The organism is Aporhodopirellula rubra, from assembly GCF_014192335.1.
Taxonomy (GTDB): Bacteria; Planctomycetota; Planctomycetia; order Pirellulales; family Pirellulaceae; genus Rhodopirellula; species Rhodopirellula rubra.
Genome location: NZ_JACHXU010000002.1, coordinates 203,347 through 223,488, shown reverse-complemented (window position 1 = coordinate 223,488; position 20,142 = coordinate 203,347). Strand labels below are relative to the sequence as shown.

The window sequence follows — 20,142 nt, the reverse complement described above, 5'->3', positions numbered from 1 at the left end:
ATCGGATGATCCGTTAAAGGGCATTTCAATCCGGTCCGACCGACTCACATTGTAATCATCGAATTTGGCCTCGGTTACCCGGCGGGCCGAAACGAGCGAACCCAGCGGGAATTGGTACCCAGAATATCCGATACAACCCGCTTGGTCTCGTCGGTTTCGAACGGGTCGTGCTCGAGTTCGTGTTCGAGCAATTCCAGCTTTTTGCGGATCAAATATCCCTGCATCCGTTGGTAGGGCCGAACCTCGCCGGCCCGGATGAAGGTGCCGACTTCCAATCGACGACTCCAATCTTCCCATACCGGCAACCAAAACAACGCGTGATCGACCTGGCCACTGTTGGCTGCTGACAAACACTCGGCGCGAGCCATTCCGATTTCGTCGAGGCATTCGTCGGGCGAGGGGTAATACGCGTAGCATGCGACGACGCTCAAGGCGACCAATCCGGTCAACATGGTCGCTCCGATCACGCCCGGCGGCACGATGATATCAAGACCTCGTCGCGGAGCAGCGTCTTCGGTTTGCATCGACGAAGCAAACGAACCCGCCTTCGCACTGGCGATCAAGGACGCTTCGTCGATCTTCAGTATTCGAAACAGCAGCCCGAACACGGCGACAATTACGAGAGCGATCAACGAAGCGACAACGCTGACGTCCAAGTCCTTCGTCACCATTTCACTGATCGTTGTCAGATTGATGGTGTGATAGGCAGACAACGGGTTGGCGTAGATGTCGAACGCGTGCGTGTGACCGGCCGGTTCGACGCCGGGCGGAACGAGTGGTTTGTTGATCGTGTAAGACAGACCCAAAACAATCAACAACAAAGACGCCAACCACATCGACGCGGCTTTCCAACCGTAATGACGACCGAACCACAGCGGCGTAGCGAGGTTCATGCCCGCGCCTAAGATCAACAACGTGAACGACGCACCCGGTGAATTAGCATGCTGGAACATCATACCCATTTGACTCATCGCCAACATCGGCGTCGCGTATACCGGAACGGCAACAAACAACATTTTGAGAGGCGCCCACCAATCATCTCGCTCAACCGAATGCTGCATTGCACCGTATGGCAGCACGGCGGCTAGAAGGGCAAGTCCTGACAAGGCGACCAAAGCGACCAGCATCGTGACGCCGGTGGCCTCGCGCGCGAAATGAACCATCGTTGCGAAAACGCGTCGAAGTCCAATCAGGTGGTCGGCCGTGGCATAGGCTTCCACCCTGTGATCATCCTGGTGTTCTTCATCGCAGGCTGGAAGCCTACGCCACGCTGCATCCCAGAACAAACCCAATGCCGTGACGACAACCAGTGAACCGAGTGCAAATAAGATGATTACCAACGGACGGCTGAGCGTCAGGCCATAAAGCAGCGAGAGTGGGTTGAATAAAGGAGCCGACAGTGCGAACGCTGACATCGCGCCGGGTTTCACTTTTGCTCGCCGCATTTCGAACAGAATCGGCAGCACGCCGATGGAACAAACCGGCAACAGCATCCCGACCAACCAGGACTGCGGAAGCGATCGCCATTCGTCGCCGCCGAACAAACGTCGTGTGCCGGTGCCACCGAGGTAATATCGCAAGATCGACGCGATCAGCAGACCAACCAACAGCGTCGGCGCGGCTTGCGCGAAACCTTGCAGGACGCGAATCAGTCCGCCGGCCAGCATCATCGAAACGGTTTGACTCATGAGTTTCCCTTTGCCAAGTAGGGCAGTTGTTCGGGGATCTTGTTCGCCGCGTCGTCAACCAAATCGCAAAGTGATTCCAGTTGCTGGCGGTTTTGATCGGTCAGGCTTCCACCGGCCGATTGCAAGTTAGCCGTGAGAGATTCGGTGGCGTGGTAAATCGGCAACCAATCGGCTTCGGCCAGGTTCGTGTCCGCGGCGATTTCCGCCGTCCAACTGACCAAATCTTTGATCTCGTGCATCGTTTCGTCATCGATCATTTCGGCACCGAGTCGTTGTCTCAACTTGATGGAAATGTCGCTTAGGTCGACCGGCCAATGAGCCGCGATAGCGTGGTCGTCTTCGAAGAGGGACGTTTTTGGTGTGGCATCACTGGTGCAACCTATTAGCAGCAACGTGGCGAAACTCGCCAAGAGATTCGGCAACAGCCCGGAGGGCAAAACACTCTTTGCCGGTGGTGTTAACCACCGGATAGCGAGCCACCAAACGACAAGCCCAGCGGGCGACACATCACGGGAGACCAAAATTGTGTCGCCCTCTGTGCTGCGTGATGGTTCATCACCAGGGCCGGTGGCTGACGCCACCGGCAGTTCTTGTGCCGCCATCCGGGCTAAGTTCAATCCAAACATCATCGGTACTCCGGTGCGGGAACGGTGTCGAGCAAACGGTTGATCACTGCGTCGACATCATCGTTTGTCGTTAACAGACGTACTGACAACACCGGACGTGCCACATGCAGCACATCGCTGGGCGTCACAAAGTTACGGCCTTGTAACATTGCCCACGCTTGTCCAATTCGTTGCCACAACAACATGCCTCGCGGGCTAACACCCAATTGAATCGCCGAGTCCTCGCGAGTCGCTTCGACCAAATCGACCAAGTACTCTCGCACACGTGGATGCACTGTGATCGTTCTCGCCTCTTCTTGAATTCTCGCAAGTTCAGTCAACGACAAAACCGATGGCGAACTTTCGGAGGACGACGCCGCACGCGACGCCGCTTCCAAAATGTCGATTTGCGATGCTCGATCGGGGTATCCGATTTTTAGCTTGATCGTAAATCGATCCAACTGTGCTTCGGGAAGTGGATACGCCCCGTGCGAGTCGATTGGGTTCTGTGTAGCGATCACAAAGAACGTCTTCGAAAGCGTATACGGCACTGCATCGATCGTGACTTGTCGTTCGGCCATCGCTTCGAGCAATGCGCTCTGTGTCCGCGGCGTTGTGCGGTTGAGTTCATCGGCTAACAAGACGTCCGAGAACACCGGACCCGCGTGAAATTCAAACTCGCGAGTCTTCTGGTTAAACATGTTGAACCCGGTCACGTCCGATGGCAACAAATCGGGAGTGCATTGGACTCGCGCGAGTTTGCCACCAAGACAACCCGCGATCGCTTTGGCGAGTGTCGTTTTGCCTGTTCCCGGAAGATCATCCAGTAGCAGGTGCCCTTGGGCTAGCAAGCACGCGATGACGAGTTCAACGGCATCCGTCTTGCCCAACAGGACGCCATTGAGTCGGCGTCGCAGGTCATCGAGCGTTTCGCGGACGCTTTCAACCTGGGGAGGATGTGCGAGCGTGTTCATGCGTTGGCCTCAATCGTCAATTGCCGGAGGACGTGGATTTTCAGATTCATCATCAGCTCTTTGGAAACAGTGTGTTCGTGGAATCGGTTGTCGTCGCCGGCGAACGCGGCGTGATCGGCGGCGTCGCAAAAACGGCGAGCGGACTCGCGTAATTGATCGTGGGTGGATGTGATCGCCAGTAACCAATCACGTTGCGGTCGTCCCGCCACACGAGGGCATCCGGCATATTTGGCTCGCGTTTGCAGCACTCGCATCGCCAACGACATGCGGCCACGTGGCCACATGATCGCGCCGATCGGATACATCACGCTGAGTCCGAGTTCGATCCAGAACAATCGCGTCGCGAAAAGGAGGCAGGCTACGGCCAACAGTCCCAACGCATGGGGCCATTTTGCCGCCGCAAATTGGGAGGCAATCAGCCAAGCCGATGGCGTGTAGATCGGCTCACGGTATCCCGGCGTTGGTTCGATCTCGAACCAGCGACCGTTGTCCATTCGGATCTCAGCCCAAACGTGAACGTCCTCGGGCAACACGTTGGCATGTCGCGCCGCGATGTCGATGGCTGACGGTCGAACGTAGAATCCGGTCACCAATCGCGACTGCAACCCGATCTCGCGTGCCATCAACGCCGCGGTGGTAGCGAATAGGTGGTCGCCGCCTCGACGAGTCTGCAGGAACTTTTCGATCGGGGCTGATGAAACGTTCTCGGCCGAACGATCGAAGGTGAATTCGGTTCGTAGATGTTCGACGATAGATCGAAGCTGTTGGTACGTATGATCCCCGGGAGGATGAGGCTCCCGCCGAATCAATTCTATCTCCTTCTGAAGCAATTCCATCGTAGAAGGCATCAAAGGCTTGGCAGGAGCCGCGCCCTCCCGCTCGACGGATGGAATCGTTTCTGGAAGCCGGTCCCACAATTCATCTTCCATCACCGTCGTTGATGCGATATTGACGACCGTCAATTGCGGCACCTTCTCGCGACCCGGCATGAAAAACGAACCGTCGTCATCGATCGCAAAAAAGTCCTGGCGATCGACGTCTTTGATATGCAAAGCCGACGCCAGCATTGGCGTGGGCAACCGCGTGGAATCCAGTCGCAGCACTTTCAATAAGTTCACTTCGGTTGTCGATCCTGACAAAGCTCCCGCCGCCGGATCGCAAAACCAAACGGCTTTCGCAATCTCTCGCCTTGTTAACTTTTCGTTGCGATGCGTTGCCTCATTCGTCCAATCCACGCCGTCGAAGGTGTCGTAGCGATTCATGGCCAATCGGATTCCCGTCGGGCCCGCCCACTGGATCACCGCACGCTCCGCCGCGTCATTCAGATCCAGGTGTTTCTTTGCCGGCATTCGGTCGGTTGAAAACGAGTTGCCGCCCTTCTCACTCTTGGATGTCTTCGCGTGAGCCTCCAGGACTTGGTCGGCAGTCATGCCTTGGCGTCGTTCCCACTTATTTTTCTTCTTGGGTTCGCCAATTGAATCGCTGAACATGTCGAACAAGGTTGATTCGGTCGATTCCAAAAATAGATCGGACTCCACCGCACCAAACGATTCCGCATGGTCCTTGGCCGCGATCGCGGCATCGCCGGTGCCGACGCCGCTGCGGGCGGCCGGATCGGACCACTGTGTCCCGCCGCTAGTGGGCATGATTCCGATTTCAAAACGTTGCGAGTCACCGAATCGATCTTTCACGACCAATCCACTGACGATGCAGATCGCGATCGCCGCGAGCACCGACACCGGCCGAACGCCGGATCCGCGACGCACGTGGTGGGCGGCACACAGTTCGAGTCGTTCCCAGTGATTGGCAACCAAGTGCCAGACGCACACGGCCATCCAAGTAATCGCCAACAGCACGGCATATTTGCTGTCGGATATCGCGACGGCGAACTGCGTCAAGAATCCCGACGCGATCAACGACATCGCTCGCGTGCGATCGTTTCCCAGTGCCATTGCCAATGACGCCGAGCCCAATGTCGTGAGTGCTGTCATCTCGAAGGCAATCGGAGACCCGGTGGCTCGCGCAAAGATTGCGAAAAGGATGGGCGTCACCACTAGGCCGGAGGCCGACACACGAACTGCCGTAGGCGTCAGCCCACGGAGAATTGGCGAACTGGCGACAAAGAGGACCGCGATCGCTGACATCTCAGCGATGAACAACGTCCGCGGCTCGACGCCGATTCGCAGCGCAGCCACTGCCGTGATCGACAGCACCGCTAACACGATCGCTTCGGTTGTCTTGCGTTCAAGCGGCAACGTCGGCATCACGCACCTCCTTCCACAATGTCGACGTCGCGGCGGCCAAATCGTCACGCGGGCCAATCATGATCTCGCGAACCACTCCACCGGCGCGGCGGCCTCCCATCGGATTGGCAATGAGAATAAAAACGCAACCGGTCGATGTGCCGGAGATCGTTACACTCGCGTGAGAACTGATTCGTTGATCGAGCTCACACGACTCGCCGTCAACGGGGACGCTGGCCAAAGCATCGAGCATTTGACGCCGACCGTGGGCATCGTGTTTGCACGTCAATCGCATGTTTCCGACCCAAGCCCGGGTTGTGATCCGTGATTGATGCAGCGACGACAAAACGCTGGCTGCGACCCGGATGCGGCGGGCCAACGATTCGCGATTGCCATGACTGTTAGTGTCGATCGAAACGTCTAGCGTGACCGATTGCGGCCCACCTCGCTCCGTCACAATTAATGAGTCTGATCGTGCCGACGCGATCCAATTGACATGTTTGGCTGAATCACCACGGCGGAATTCACGCACGCCCACAAAGTCTCCGCTGCGACCACCACGACTTCCCTCGCCTTGGTCCGAATTCGTTTGCCCGATAATCGGCAATACTCCGCGAATCGCAAAGAGTTTGGGCCAAACCGTCAGCGGTTGAATCTCTTTCATCGGACGCCGCGCGGTCCAAATTCCGAACGGGAACGAGCAGGTAACTTGTGGTTTGCTGGTCGGATAATGCCCACGCAGCGACGGTGTCACGTCGACTAGGTAGTCGGCCGTGCAGAACGGCGGAACGCAGGCCAGAGCAACGGTTGGTTTCGCATTGCCGTCCGCGTCGCAATCGAGATAACCTTCGATCGCAAGTCCCCAAACGGGAATCGGAATGCGATTGCGAACGCTCATCACCATCTTGCACGGTATGTCCTCATGGACCGCGTCGGTTTCCGGTTTCAACGTGCACTGCGTCACACGAACAGCGACCCACGGCCATGCCATACCGGTGAGCATGATCGCGGTGAGCGACGCGGCCAACGTCCAGCCGATCGGGCTGAAGTAAAGCCCGATCATGACACTGACGGCGGTCGCCAAAGCGAACCAGCCAACGGGTTCTTTCAGCCAATAAACGAAACGATTCGCCCACGGGCAAAAATCAGTCGTCATCAAACGCGACAACCAACCTTGCTCGTCGGGCGCAGCATGGACAATTGCCATGGGAGCGCACCTTCGGTACGAGGAATCCAAGAGGTTGTGGCATAGGCTTCTAGCCCGTGCATCGCGCAACCACAGGCGAGAAGCCTATGCCACAGAAAAACAACGAACGTCTTTAAACGTTCGGTGGTCCTCGGACAGAAAGTCCGCTCAGAAAGACTGGTTCAATCGAGACTTCACAAAGCTCGGGGCGCAACCAATCGATAGCCAACGGTTCCCAAACTACCGTCGGGCTAGAAGTCAGAACCGTATGCCGGGATGCGAACAGATTCTGGCACACATGGCACGATTCGGAATCGTGAGGAGTCGATTCTTGATCTGGATTCGCCGAATCGTCAGCGGCGGATCCGCTGGATTGGTGTCCCGCATGACAATGGCAGTGGCTGCAGCAAGAAGCCTGGGCCGTGACGCTCGCGTGATTCGCACCCGAATTACCGGACTCTGCGTCGCAGCAACCGACGTGCATCCACCCAGCGACGTTGCTAAGCAACATGGTCGCCAGCAGAAGGCAAGTCGTTAATGGCCGGTAAGAGGACAAGATCAGTAGACGCGCAGGGTAAAAGAGATTTCGTGACGTTATGTAAAACGTCTCAATTCAACTAATCGGTCCGACCAAAGACTGTACGAATTGTTATTGCTTGGCTACGCACCGTCAAGCGATTGCGTTCGCGCCACCCCAGATTTTCGTGGGTATTCGCCAAATCTAAATAATAGCTCCGTCAAGATTTGGCGTAGATAGCGAGTCAGGAGGGGCCGTTACGCTCCTTCGAAACCCCATTTTGGTGGTCCTCATGTGCAGTCGATGGAAAGCTCCTTCGAGCAGCACGCGTTTGCGAAGTACCCAATTTGTTCGCGAGATCCTGAGTGTCCGTGTTGCGAACGCTGATTCGATCGAGTGGTTTTCTCGCATTGCTCGCACTGTGGATTTTATTTCGCCCCCGCGAAGGCGACGCTGTATAAGCATTGCCGCCTGGAGGTCAAATCGCTCAGCATGCCGATCGATGGGAGGCACTCGGTCGACGTTGGGAGCACGCGGTCGAGTGAGTGCGTCACCGCGTTTGGGCCGCCGTTCTATTCGTCAAATGCCAGCAACGCTAAAACTGACGTTGGTCATCTACACGAAGGTCGATTGGGTTGCAGTCGCGGATGAATACTGATGCTGGCCGGCGGTTCGCCGAGGATAGCCAAACGTTGATGCGAGCCTTTCTAGATCAAGTCTGCTGAGGAATGACTTCGAGCCAGCCCGAGTGAACGCACGAGTTCGCATTAGCATATTAATGAATAGGTAATCTGATCGATGGGTTCTCAATTGCCGGCGGGTCCGAAGAGCATTCTGCGATCAACATGGGGCGTGATTCGCAATCCGAAAGGGTACTTTGAAAAAGCGGTTGCAAACTACGGTGATCCATTCTTGATGACCGCGATGAACGGTCCCGTGGTTGTGACCGGTAAACCGGAGCTTGTGGAACTGATCTTTCGCGCACCACCGGACACCCTCGGCGTGTTCGCTCGAGACTCGTTGCTCCCGTTGCTGGGAGCCGGTTCCTTGTTGCTGATGGAAGGCACAAAGCACCGCGCCGAACGCAAACGCATCGCGCCGCCGCTGCACGGAAGCTGCATGAAAACGTATGGAAACACGATGCAGGAAACGGCGAGAAACGCAATCAAGCAATACGAATCCAGGGAAAGTTTCACGGGGTTGCAAATCGGTACAGATATCTCGCTTGATGTCATCCTGAAAGCAATTCTGGGTGCGGACACCGAACGACTGTTGGCGGATTTTCGCGAGTCAACGAGGAAGGTGTTGGCGCGATCTTGGCCGATCTTGTTCTTTTCGCCGAAAACGCAGTTCCCGTTTTTAGGACTCAGTCCCATTGATCGTTTGCGAAGTGCTCAGCAACACCTGCGAGAGCAACTGCGCACTGAACTCGAACGACGTGGTCGTGAGATCAACGAGCGTGACGACTTGTTGTCGATTCTCGCCCGATCCACAGACGAATCGCCTGCACGGGATTTCGAGGAGCTCGCCGATTCGGTCGGTACGCTGATGTTCGCTGGTCACGAAACGACGGCGGTTTCCATCGCATGGGCGTTCTATCATCTGCACCGACATCCGGTTTGGTTGCATCGGTTGCGTGAGGAACTCGACGCGAGTGATGGTCGAGCCGAAACCTATGCAACGATGCCGCTACTCAACGCCATCGTCCAAGAAGCTTTGCGATTGAATCCCATCGTGCCCGAAGTGTTGCGGATTGTCCGCGAACCATTCCGGTTGGGCGACTATGACATTCCCGTCGGCCATGGCGTTGCCGCGGCGGGATGCTTGACGCACTACGATTCGAGCGTTTACGAGGCCCCGGACGATTTCAATCCCGAACGTTTTCTCGACCGGACGTACAAGCCCTCCGAGTACTATCCCTTCGGCGGCGGAACCCGTCGCTGCGTCGGAGCAGCGTTTGCGATCTATGAGTTAGTGATCGCGCTCGGGACGATTCTTCGTTCGCATGAACTCGAGCTATTGGATCAAAAAGAGGTTGTACCCATCCGGCGAAACATCACGATGGGACCCTCCACGGGCGTGCGTCTTCGAGTACTCAGGCGACGCTAGCAGAATTGTCGGGTCCTGATAGTGGCCGAACGCTCTGCGGTCGGTGGTCTCTCCGGCCGCGGAGTGTCCGGTCACATTCGATCGTCTGGCTGAATGAACGTGAAGTCTGTGAGCGTGAGTCTGCTTTGTGTTGCTGTTGGACACTGTGGGCCGGAACCCGATTTTTCGCCTTGATCACGGGCGTTGGGGTTTTCGTGTTGTCGCCGTGGTTTGGTATGGTTTGGTTTGTTCTTGGTTGCTTAGGGTGATGTGAGGTCGGGGGGGAGCTATATTCGTTGCTGACGTCGCTACGTCACCTCTCATGAAGCACGTACCCGAAGGTTGGTCTGCGTTGAGAGGCACCGTTCTCTTAAGAAAATTACCATGAAAACCGACATGCTGAGACGACTCCTCATTTTGTCATTAGCCGTTTGTTCGATGAATTCGTTGCCTGCGAACGAGCAAGCACCCGCCACAACGCGTAAACGTCCAAACATCATTTGGCTTTCCTGCGAAGACATTAGTCCTCACATCGGCTGTTACGGTGATGAAGATGCGATAACGCCAAACATCGACGAACTGGCCAAGCAAGGTGTGCGGTATTCCAATGTTTACACGACCGCGGGAGTCTGCGCTCCGTGTCGATCGGCAATCATCACGGGGGTCTATCAGTCGACGCTCGGGACGCATCACATGCGATGTACGGCCGAGCTTCCTGATTTTGTGAAACCCTTTTCAGTCTACCTGCGGGAGGCGGGTTACTACTGCACGAACACCAGTAAAGAGGACTATCAGTTCAAAGCACCGAAGGGATCTTGGGATGAGTCCAGCCGGAAAGCACATTGGAAAAACCGCAAGGACGACTCGCAGCCTTTTTTCGCCGTCTTCAATTTCACGGGCTGTCACGAAAGCGGGATCGCGAATGAGGAAAAGTACAACGAGGTCACGAAGGTCCTGACGGCCGAACAACGACAGGATCCCGACAAGCTCACTTTGCCACCGTATTATCCCGACACGCCGATTGTGCGTGAAGATTGGAAGCGAAATTACGAACTGATCACTGCGATGGACTTCTGGGTCGCTGAACGGATTCAGGAACTCAAAGACCATGGTGTCTACGACAACACGATCATCATGTTTTGGTCCGACCACGGCGTCGGCCTGCCCCGCGCAAAACGTTGGCTGTACGAGTCGGGGACAAAAATCCCACTTGTCATCCGAATCCCGGAATCGCTTCGGACCGCCGGTCAGGGCGTGCCCGACACCGTTGATGACCAATTGGTTAGCAGTCTTGATTTTGCTCCCACGGTCTTGAATCTGGCCAGCGTTGAACCGCCGAAATATTTTCAGGGGCGTTCTTTCTTGGGACCGAACCTGACCGAACCACGCGAATACTTGTTTGGTGCTCGCGATCGAATGGACGAGCGATACGACATCATTCGTGCGGTTCGTGACAAACGGTTTCGATACATTCGGAATTACGAGCCGTTCAAGCCGTACTACCAATACATGAACACGCCCGAAAACGGCGCGACGATGAAAGAGCTTCGGCGTGTTCACGCGGAGGGGAAACTTTCCGATGCGGCCGCGTTGTTCATGGCGGACTCTAAGCCAGCGGAGGAGTTATACGATCTCGATTCGGATCCACACGAAATCAATAGCCTCGCGGCGGACGAAGCCTACAAAGCGGTTCTCGAGCGGATGCGTGATGTGCATTTGAATTGGGTGGTGGAGACCCGCGATATCGGTTTGATTCCCGAATCCGAAATCCAACGTCGCGAGAAGACGACGGCCGCTCGATATAACATTTTGCTCAATGCCGATCCCAGTCTGATCGAGCAAATCCGTAACGTCGCTAACCTAGCCATCGGCGGAACCGAAAACTTTCCCGAACTCGTGTCGGCTCTCGATGACGAGGATTCTATTATCCGATATTGGGCGGCGATCGGAATCGGCAATTTGTCCAGCGTCGCCTCGTCGGCGAAGCCAAAACTCATATCAGCGATTGCTGACGAAGCCCCCTGCGTTCGGATCGCGGCGGCTCGGGCGTTGTTGAAGTTGGAGTCGCCTGAACTGGCCTTGCCGGTTTTGAAGCAGGAATTGGTCAGTGAGCATCAATGGGGGCGATTGCGTGCGGCGATCGTATTGGGCGAAGCCGGAGAAATGGCCCGGCCGTTGATTCCTGAATTGAAAGCCTGTTTAAAAGACCAACCCAACAAATACATTACGCGAGTGGCAAACCGAACGTTGAACGTCTTGTTGGGTACCAACAACGTGGTCAAATGACCGATGCGGTGAATTCGTTTTGCCCCGTGCTTTAGAACATTGACGGGGCGAAATGGATGGATTGACGCTTTGGTTTGAAAAGGTCTGTCACTTCGGGGGCGGCTTGCTGCGATAGAAGAACACTTTCCGGATCTCCAACTTCTCTCACTCATTTTCGAGACATTAAAAATGGAAGTTAAAGACGCTATCTACAACCGTCGTGCCGTGAAGCACTTTGACGCCGATCACAAAATGACGGCTGCGGAGGAAAAAGAACTGCTCGAAACCACTATCCAGGCGCCGACCAGTTTTAACATCCAGCATTGGCGGTTCGTTATCCTGCGCGATCCTGAGTTGCGAGCGAAGATCCGCAAGGACTTCGGCAACGATCAAGCTCAGATGACGGACGCTTCGCTGCTGGTTCTGTTTACGGCCGATATGAAAGCGTGGCAGAAAGAGCCGTCACGCTACTTTGCGAACGCGCCCAAGGAAGTCGCGGAAATGTTGGTCAACTGGATGGGCCCCTTCCACGAAGGCCGCGAGTGGTTGCAGCGAGACGAGGCTCAACGCTCGATCGGATTGGCGATGCAGACCATGATGTTGGCGGCCCAAGGCATGGGGTACCAATCTTGCCCAATGATCGGATTCGACATCGAAGAGGTCGCGAAATTGATCAACCTTCCCGACGACCACGTCATGGGCCCCATGGTCGCGATCGGCAAAGGCACGAAAGACGCATGGCCTAAACCCGGCCAACTGCCGCTCGAGGAAGTCGTCGTTGAGAACGGCTTTTAGTGCAAATCGAAAACTCGGTGAGTCGCCGAATTAGTTTTGTCACTAGGGAATTCGATTTGCGTGAGCAATGAGAGCGTCGCGTTAAGAAAATATTCGACCGCGGCCCCGTCGAGGCCGCGGTCGCCTGAGGATCAGTGTCACGTACGAGACGGCAACCTCACATGACGTGATTTGCGATCTACTTGGGGCGTCCGTTTTCGGCTGGCTCTTCGCCCTTGATGAGACGGACAGCTTGGCGGGCGAGCCGGCGGCCGAATAGGTCGTAGCCTTCGGCGGTGTAGTGCAGGTCGTTGTTTGGCTTGCCGTTCTTCGTTTTGTTGTTGCAGTCGTCGGTATCGACCCACGCGCCATGAGGATCGGACTGAGCGACATTCACATGGATTTGCCGCACGTGATCCCATCCTGATTGCGTCTTTTCACCGGGAGAATGGTCACTGATGCGACCGATGACGACGTTCATTTCAGGTGCGTCAAGGTCGCGGCGAAGATTGGCGATCAATTGCATTAAGCTCTCTTCATAAGCCGCGTCGAGATTCGTCTTCGCGTCTTTCTCGCCTTGCATCCAGAGAAACGTGACCGTGTCGGGCTTCTCTTCACCTGGGAATTTCTCGTTATAGGCGTCAATGATTTGGGGATAAAACGTCGGCTTCTGGTTCATCGGCCGGAGCCCGTGCTTTTCCGCGATCGTGTCCCATTGGGCCACCCACATTCGAATCGGCCTGCCACCCATTACGACCTTGATGTGTTGAATGTCCGCGTCAGGCAGGAGCTTGCCGAGTTCTGGCAGGAATGAGTTTTCGCGAGCCTCTTTCAAACCTTGCATATTCGATTGGCCTGAAAGAATGAATAGGTGTGTATCAGCGACGCAGGTGGCTGCAAAGGAAAACAAACAGCAGGCGGCCAAAAGCGTCGTTTTTACGGAGCAAAGCATTTGCGAATCTTCGGTGGGGAACGAGGTGGGGTGAGGACGCACGATTATACTCTGCCGCGATTTGCCGATGGGCGTTGCATCCCCGCGAGCATGCTTTGATAGAGCATGTCGGTCCGGATCCCATCGGACGATAGCGGTTTGCAAATCCAGCTACGGTGAACGGTACGTCACCTCGAGAGAGGTTCTACGTTCGGTATCGTTTTCAGTGCGTACTTGGTTTTCAAAGCGTACTCGCTGGACGACGCTGTTTTTCGACGGAAGCGTCGGAGTTTGCGTCTCTGTTTCGTTAACGCTGCAATGAACCGAAGCCCGAGAAGTTTGGTTGTCACTCAGCCCCTGATAAGTGAGTTACAGCCCCTGGCGATGACGACTCAGTGAACGCCGGGACGATGAGAATCGGTCGCTCGTTGGTCATTTCAACCGGATTAGAACTTCGTTGCGACGCAGTGGGCCGGGCGTGAAGGGGGGATCATAGGCGGCCGATTCGACTCCACTCGATTCAGGCGAGTCGTCGGCGGTAAGGCCTTTTGCTTCCATCCAGGCACGCAGTTTTGCTTCCGACTCTTTGGCGAGTTTGGCATTAAGTCGGCCGGAGAATCGCAGTACCGCGAAACGCCCGCCGGCCCGTTTGCGGACATCGACGTCAGGACCGGTGGGTGATGGGACACCTTCCACGGCAACTTCCTTTGGCATCACAAATCCCATTTGAACTTCCGAATCCGCTTTGTCGTTTTCCATGAAGACCGGCGTTGTCATCGAAATCTTCTGGTCGGACTCGTTCGCCCCCGAAATGTAACGGAACAGTTTCATGAAACTGCCATCGCGACCCTGAGCGTCAATTTGAGTGGTCGTTGCGACCAACATCAGATCAGGGTATTCGCGGATTTCAAAGTTTCCGTCGGACTCGATGATCTTGTATTCGGCGGATTCGTAACCGGCTCGAGTCGTTTTGTTCCAGGCGAACACACCGATCACGACCAAGACCGCGATACTCAAAAGATAAATCATTCGTTTGCGCATCATCTGACTACCTGACGAAAAATGTCGGCGACGGTTCGGAGGTCGGATCGTTCACCGTGGTAGGGTAGATGGCAGGCAAGAAGCCGCATGCCCGTTGGGAGGCTGCTATTTCGATGCCGCGATCTTGCCCGATGTCATCGGAGTCCGACGTCGAGGAAGGTTATGCTACTATTGGGGTTTTACGTTCCGATGACTCCACGCCCGTTCTGAATGCCTCTGCCGGCTTGCTCGTATGTCCAAAAGCACGAATGTCAGCCACTGGATCGATTTGGTGAAGGCCGGCGATTCGGTGGCCGCGAATCGCATTTGGCAACATTATTTCGATCGTCTAGTCCGCCTCGTTCGCGGCCGTTTGCGTGGTCAGAACCGTGCGATCTCGGATGAGGAAGATATTGTCCTGAGTGTCTTTGATAGCTTCTATGCGGCGGCCGAAAACGGGCGGTTCCCCGACTTGTCGGACCGAGACGATCTTTGGAAGCTGTTGTTGCGGATGGCGGCTCGGAAAGTTGTGGACAAGCATCGGCACGATCGGCGGCAGCGACGCGGTGGCAACGTGAGGCTGCATTCATTGGACGACGGCGGTGACGATCGAGCATTCATGGAAGCCATTGGCGACGAGCCCTCGGTCGAAATGGTCCTGATGATGGAGGAATCGGTAGAACAGCTTTTTTCTCATTTGGGTGTCGGGCCGCTCCAGGATTTAGCGGTAGCCAAGTTAGAAGGGTATACCAACGCGGAAATCGCAAAGCGTTTGGGATGCTCGGAACGGACGATCGAACGTCGTCTGAACCTGATTCGAGAAAAATGTCAGCAGGAATTGGTCGACCCCCATGAGCATCCGTCAGAATAAACTACCGATCGCAGCCCTCGAACGCATTGATGATCTTTGCGCCGAATTTGAACGAAAGTGGCGGGCCGGTGATCCACCGACGATCGAGTCGTTTGTCTCCGAAGGTGTCCCTGCGGCCGAGCGAGACGTTTTATTAGCAGAATTGATTGTGCTCGATGTCGACTATCGAAGACGTCGTGGGCAAACGCCGACAAAGCAGCATTACCTCGAGCGATTCCCAGGCAATTGCGATGTGATCAACGACGCGCTGGACGAAGACGATAAACGGACTGGCGTATTTGAGACGCCAACCGTAGGCCGCCTCGCTGAAATTTTTCCAACGCTCGAGGTTATCGAACTTATTGGTGCGGGCGGAATGGGCGCCGTTTACAAGGCTCGCCAACCGGGGCTCGACCGTTTCGTTGCACTGAAAATTCTTCCCGAAGAGTTTGGGCATGACGTCAAGTTCGCACTGCGTTTTACGCGAGAAGCCCGGACGCTCGCGAAGTTGAGCCATCCCAACATCGTTCCGGTCTATGAATTCGGAAACGTCGACGACACGTATTACTTCCTGATGGAGTTCGTTGACGGTTCAACGTTGCGAGAGGTTGTGAAAGCGGGCGAACTTGATCCCGAGCATGCACTCGCCATCGTCCCGCACCTATGTGACGCGTTGCAGTACGCACACGACAAAGGCATTGTCCATCGAGATATCAAGCCGGAAAACATCCTGATCGCGAAGGATGGTTCGGTAAAGATCGCTGACTTCGGACTCTCTCGAATACTCGGTAACGACACTCAACAGGAGACGCTCACGGGAACCCACCAAGTCATGGGGACGCCCCGCTACATGGCTCCAGAACAGATGGAGGGGTCTCACGGTGTCGACCATCGCGCGGACATCTATTCGCTGGGTGTTGTTTTCTACGAGATGCTGACCGGCGAACTTCCGATTGGACGTTTTGCGGCACCGTCAAAGAAGGTCGAGATCGATGTGAGACTCGATGAAGTCGTTCTGCGGACGCTCGAGAAAGAGCCCCAGCGACGCTACCAACGGGCCAGTCAAATTAAGTCGGACGTGCAATCGATCACATCGACGCTTGATCCGGCGTTGGCACCCACGGTCGATAGTGGGCCGAGTTCCGACTTCGCGAAAACGCATGACTCATCGGCGAGTCGGGAGCAACAGGAATTGGCGGGGCGTTTGTTACTGACCCGTCGTCAATTGATGGATCGCGTGGAAGGATCACTGCGTCCGCTTTTCCGATGGCAGTTGTTGCAGGTGATCGTTGGCATTGCATTGATCGTGTTGGGGGCGCAGTGTTGGGCACGCAATACAACGGTTCCGCATCGCGTTGTCAGCGGTGGCATTCTGCATATGTACGGAGTCCTCGTGATCGCTCAAGCGTTATTGGTCTGCACTCGAATAAAAAGGATGGACTACTCGAAGTCTGTTGAAGAGATTCGCGGCAAGCTCGACAGCGTGCGGGCGGGCTATCTTCGTGCGGGGGTCCTTATCGGTTTCATTTGGTGGTTGATGTGGATCCCCGTCGTCGTTGCGATCGGTTTCGACGAAGTGCTGCATCCACGCTCGTTGATCGTCTCGTTGGTGGTCGGAAGTATCGGATTTGCGGTCTCGGTCTGGTTGTATTGGCGAGCCCTGAGGTCTGGCAACGCGTCCGCTGAGTCGTGGAGAACGAAGGTCTCGGGGGAAAGCATCTCCTCCGCGTATGTCGCACTCGACGAAATCGAGAATGCACAAATCCGCTGAGGCATCGATCTTGGCGGGTTGATCCAATCGTGGAAAAACGCGAGATCCAACGGCGTGAGCTTTTGCGTCCTTGTTGGCGGAATGCTCGCCGAATGGAGAAAACGCGGCGTAGGTGATTGCGTGCGAGCGGGCAAAAGTCCGAAAAGGAAAGTTTCACGATTTCGCGCATCACCAACGCCACAACGGGATCTTTCTAGGGAGTCACTTCGATTCTCGATCCTGGAGTACCTCTTCTCGTGAACGCTCAATCCCTCGGTTATCAGATGCAATCGACACGATTGCCTTTGATCGCGCCCGTCGTCGTTCTGGCCTCCGCCTTCCTTTTCTGTGCCGTCGCACAGGCTGGCTACACCGTGCTCGGCGGGGTTCCCGTCACGCAGGGGCAGATGCGAGTCGAGGAAAATGATTTCGAACAACTTAAAGCCAAACTGCCGGCGCCCAACCCAAGCTTCACGCTGAAAGAGACTCGGGTGGAAGCTGAAATCTCTGGAGTTCTCGCCCGAGTTCGCGTTTCTCAGGTGTTCCAGAACCCACATCCTGAACGGCTGGAAGCGTTGTACGTGTTCCCGCTGCCTGAGAACTGTGCCGTCGACGCTTACTCGTTTCAAATCGGCGAACGAGTGATCATCGGCGAAGTCAAACGCAAAGAAGAAGCCCGCCAAGAATACGAGCAAGCTCGCGACGAGGGTCGCAAGGCAGCACTGTTGGAACAAGAGCGAGCCAATGTGTTCTCTCAATCCGTCGCCAACATCCCAGCGAACAGCGAAGTGACCGTCCACATTGAATACGTGCACCCGCTGGAGATCGACGAAGATCGCTACGTCTTCCGTTTCCCCATGGTTGTTGGCCCGCGATACATCCCAGGAACTCCGGTCACTCGTCCCAACGTGGGACGCGGTTGGGCGGCCGACACCGACCAAGTCCCCGACGCGTCGCGAATCACGCCCGACTCTCTTCCCGAAGGCATGCGAAACGGCAACGACGTTTTCGTGTCAGTCAAGATCGATGCCGCGATGCCGATCCAGCAAATCGTGCCGGTCACTCATGAGCTGGACATTCAACAAACCTCGGAAATCCACGCCGCTGTCACGCTGAAGAATCAATCCACCATCGCAGACAAAGACTTCATCGTCGAATATCGCTTGGCTGGTGATGACAGCACTCTGGCTTCACTAACCCATCGCGAATCCGACGCAGAAGATGGTTACGTGATGTTGGCGTTGCAACCCAAGTGGTCGATCGAGCCAACTGAAATCACACCTCGCGAAGTGATTTTGGTGTTGGACACCAGTGGATCGATGAACGGGCCCGCGATCAGCCAACTGCGTTTGTTCGCGGACCATGTGCTCGATCACTTGAACCCCAACGACGAATTCCGAGTCGTCGCCTTCAACAATCGATCGAACGCGTTCCGGCCAAATGCAATCGCGGCAACCGACGCGAACATCCAATCCGCCAAACAATTTGTTCGCGGCCTGCGTGCGAGCGGTGGAACCAACCTGTTGCCCGCGCTCAAGTTGGCACTCGGCGGCGAGGCCGATGAATCCGCACGCCCACGCTACATGGTCCTGATGACCGATGCACTTGTGGGCAATGACCACTCGATCCTTCGCTACCTGCGACAGCCTGAGTTCCAAGACGCTCGCGTGTTCCCCATCGCATTCGGAGCCGCACCCAATGGCTACTTGATCAGCCGTGCGGCCGAGATGGGACGCGGGTTTTCAATGCAAGTCACCAACCAAGACAACACACCGGAGATCGCTCGCCGGTTCCATGAACTGACCAGCCAACCCTACATGACCGACTTGCAAATCGATTGGGGAGGACTGGCAGTGAAAGACCAAGTGCCCTCGCGGCTTCCCGATCTGTACGCGGGGAAACCTCTCATCGTCCTGGGCCGCTACGACACACCAGCAACCGGCACGATCACGCTGAAGGGCAACGTCTCAGGACAACCTGTTCAGATGGGAATGGAGCTCGAACTTCCCGAACAAGAAGCCGAGCATGACTCGATCGGTCCGGTCTGGGCTCGCCAGCGAATTCGGCAAATTTGGAACCGTGACGTGGGAGCTGAAACCCCCGCGGGTCGCGCCGAAATCACCGAGTTGGGACTGAAGCATCAACTGATGACTCAGTACACGTCGTTCATCGCGGTGGAAACAGAACTTTCCGAACCACCGCAAGGACGATTGGTCACCGAAGCCGTACCAGTCATGACACCTGAAGGCATGACCCAAAAATCAGCCGGCCGATCGGTCGCCGCTGCGAAGCCAGCACCTCGACATCATGCATCCACGCACTCAACACCCGCTGTGCCAGCCGCCTCTGCACCGGCAACTGTCTCAACACCAGCACCGGCCTCAGCACCCTCACCGGCACCACGATCGAGCGGCGGCAACTACGGGGGCGGCGGAGGAGGAGGTGGCGGACCGATTGGCCCGATCACCGGGATTGTTTCCCTCGGCGGTGCGGCGGCCGCGATGATGCGTCGACGCAAGTCGCGAAGCAACCATCAGGATGTGGTCCGATGAGTGCCAGTGAATCACTGATCGCAACGCTTCCCAAGACCAACGGCACATCGATCCCATCGTTGTGCCGTCAGGGAAGCGTCTGGCTCCGACAGATTCCGGTGACGCTGCTGATGTCAGTCATCGCCATCGCAGCGTACGCCTTCCCCAGCCTAACCGCTGGGTTGCAACTCGACTTCGCCGCCGTTTCCTCCGGACAATGGTGGCGTCTTCTGTCTGGTCACCTCACCCACTTCGGAGGCGGCCACTTGTTTTGGGACGTGCTGATGTTCGCGGTCTTGGGTGCCGCATGCGAACGAAAAAATCCTCGGTTCTTTCCCGTCGCGTTGATCATGATGGCACTCGGTATCTCCGCGACCATCCTTTTCATGTGCCAAGACGTCACGACCTATCGAGGCCTGAGCGGCATCGACACGGGATTGTTTGTTTGGTTCCTCGCCATCCAAATCCGCCAATCTCTCGCAGACCGAGACCGCACGTTCACGTGCTTCTGGACCGCCGCCGGAATTTTGCTCCTCGCAAAACTCGCCTACGAATTCACCACCGGAGAAATCCTCTTCGTCAACGCCGAAGGATTCCAACCGCTGGTCGAATCCCACCTCTCCGGCGCCGTTCTCGGAGCGATCGCAGCAGGTGTAGCTGACCGAGGCCTCTCGGCCAGCATTCATGCCCAACCAACTGAGAGGCCTCCGTCGGTTACAT

The 20,142-nt window shown here is 56.0% G+C and carries 15 protein-coding genes; 8 read left to right on the top strand and 7 right to left on the bottom strand.

Features of this window, described 5'->3' with window-relative positions:
- Window positions 1-74: 74 nt before the first annotated feature.
- Genes FHS27_RS03095 through FHS27_RS03075 form a run of 5 tightly spaced genes read right to left on the bottom strand, consistent with a single transcriptional unit; the run spans window position 75 to window position 6,717 of the window.
- Entirely contained in the window at window positions 75-1,688 is a 1,614-nt protein-coding gene (locus FHS27_RS03095) for a permease (RefSeq protein ID WP_184301610.1), read from the bottom strand.
- Window positions 1,685-2,317, bottom strand: coding sequence for a hypothetical protein (locus FHS27_RS03090; RefSeq protein ID WP_246419044.1), 633 nt, complete (start codon window positions 2,315-2,317; stop codon window positions 1,685-1,687). Before FHS27_RS03090 ends, FHS27_RS03095 begins: the two co-directional genes overlap by 4 nt.
- Window positions 2,314-3,267, bottom strand: coding sequence for an AAA family ATPase (locus tag FHS27_RS03085; RefSeq protein WP_184301607.1), 954 nt, complete (start codon window positions 3,265-3,267; stop codon window positions 2,314-2,316). Before FHS27_RS03085 ends, FHS27_RS03090 begins: the two co-directional genes overlap by 4 nt.
- On the bottom strand, window positions 3,264-5,531 hold the full coding sequence (locus tag FHS27_RS03080) for a transglutaminase-like domain-containing protein (protein WP_184301604.1): 2,268 nt from the start codon (window positions 5,529-5,531) through the stop codon (window positions 3,264-3,266). The genes FHS27_RS03085 and FHS27_RS03080 overlap by 4 nt, the downstream gene beginning before the upstream one ends.
- Window positions 5,512-6,717, bottom strand: coding sequence for a DUF58 domain-containing protein (locus FHS27_RS03075; RefSeq protein WP_184301602.1), 1,206 nt, complete (start codon window positions 6,715-6,717; stop codon window positions 5,512-5,514). Before FHS27_RS03075 ends, FHS27_RS03080 begins: the two co-directional genes overlap by 20 nt.
- 310 nt (window positions 6,718-7,027) lie before the next feature.
- On the opposite strand from FHS27_RS03075, the gene FHS27_RS03070 reads away from it, so the two are divergent.
- The 4 genes from FHS27_RS03070 to FHS27_RS03055 all read left to right on the top strand — a co-directional run bounded on the left by FHS27_RS03070 (window position 7,028) and on the right by FHS27_RS03055 (window position 12,361).
- Entirely contained in the window at window positions 7,028-7,234 is a 207-nt protein-coding gene (locus tag FHS27_RS03070; protein ID WP_184301599.1) for a hypothetical protein, read from the top strand.
- 777 nt (window positions 7,235-8,011) lie between these two features.
- A complete protein-coding gene (locus tag FHS27_RS03065) occupies window positions 8,012-9,322 on the top strand; it encodes a cytochrome P450 (protein WP_184301595.1) in 1,311 nt (436 codons plus the stop codon).
- Between the two features lie 363 nt (window positions 9,323-9,685).
- The gene (locus FHS27_RS03060; protein WP_184301593.1) at window positions 9,686-11,587 is read left to right on the top strand and encodes a sulfatase-like hydrolase/transferase; all 1,902 of its coding nucleotides are present in this window, start codon (window positions 9,686-9,688) and stop codon (window positions 11,585-11,587) included.
- Window positions 11,588-11,755: 168 nt separating this feature from the next.
- Window positions 11,756-12,361, top strand: a complete 606-nt coding sequence (locus FHS27_RS03055) for a nitroreductase family protein (RefSeq protein ID WP_184301591.1) — start codon at window positions 11,756-11,758, stop codon at window positions 12,359-12,361.
- A gap of 178 nt (window positions 12,362-12,539) precedes the next feature.
- Here the strand turns inward: FHS27_RS03055 and FHS27_RS03050 are convergent, their stop codons facing one another.
- Window positions 12,540-13,292, bottom strand: a complete 753-nt coding sequence (locus tag FHS27_RS03050; RefSeq protein WP_184301588.1) for a sialate O-acetylesterase — start codon at window positions 13,290-13,292, stop codon at window positions 12,540-12,542.
- 411 nt (window positions 13,293-13,703) lie between these two features.
- Window positions 13,704-14,312 (bottom strand): SOUL family heme-binding protein, encoded by a 609-nt coding sequence (locus tag FHS27_RS03045; protein WP_390852635.1) that lies wholly within the window; start codon window positions 14,310-14,312, stop codon window positions 13,704-13,706.
- Window positions 14,313-14,544: 232 nt separating this feature from the next.
- Between FHS27_RS03045 and FHS27_RS03040 the strand changes: the two genes are divergently transcribed.
- The 4 genes from FHS27_RS03040 to rrtA all read left to right on the top strand — a co-directional run.
- On the top strand, window positions 14,545-15,162 hold the full coding sequence (locus FHS27_RS03040) for an ECF-type sigma factor (protein ID WP_184301583.1): 618 nt from the start codon (window positions 14,545-14,547) through the stop codon (window positions 15,160-15,162).
- A complete protein-coding gene (locus FHS27_RS03035) occupies window positions 15,143-16,912 on the top strand; it encodes a serine/threonine-protein kinase (RefSeq protein ID WP_184301580.1) in 1,770 nt (589 codons plus the stop codon). The genes FHS27_RS03040 and FHS27_RS03035 overlap by 20 nt, the downstream gene beginning before the upstream one ends.
- A gap of 236 nt (window positions 16,913-17,148) precedes the next feature.
- Complete coding sequence (locus FHS27_RS03030) at window positions 17,149-19,443, top strand: VIT domain-containing protein (RefSeq protein ID WP_184301577.1); 2,295 nt, start codon at window positions 17,149-17,151, stop codon at window positions 19,441-19,443.
- Window positions 19,440-20,142, top strand: a 703-nt coding sequence (rrtA, locus tag FHS27_RS03025; protein ID WP_246419043.1) for a rhombosortase, incomplete at its 3' end; no start/stop codon positions are given. The genes FHS27_RS03030 and rrtA, both read left to right, overlap by 4 nt.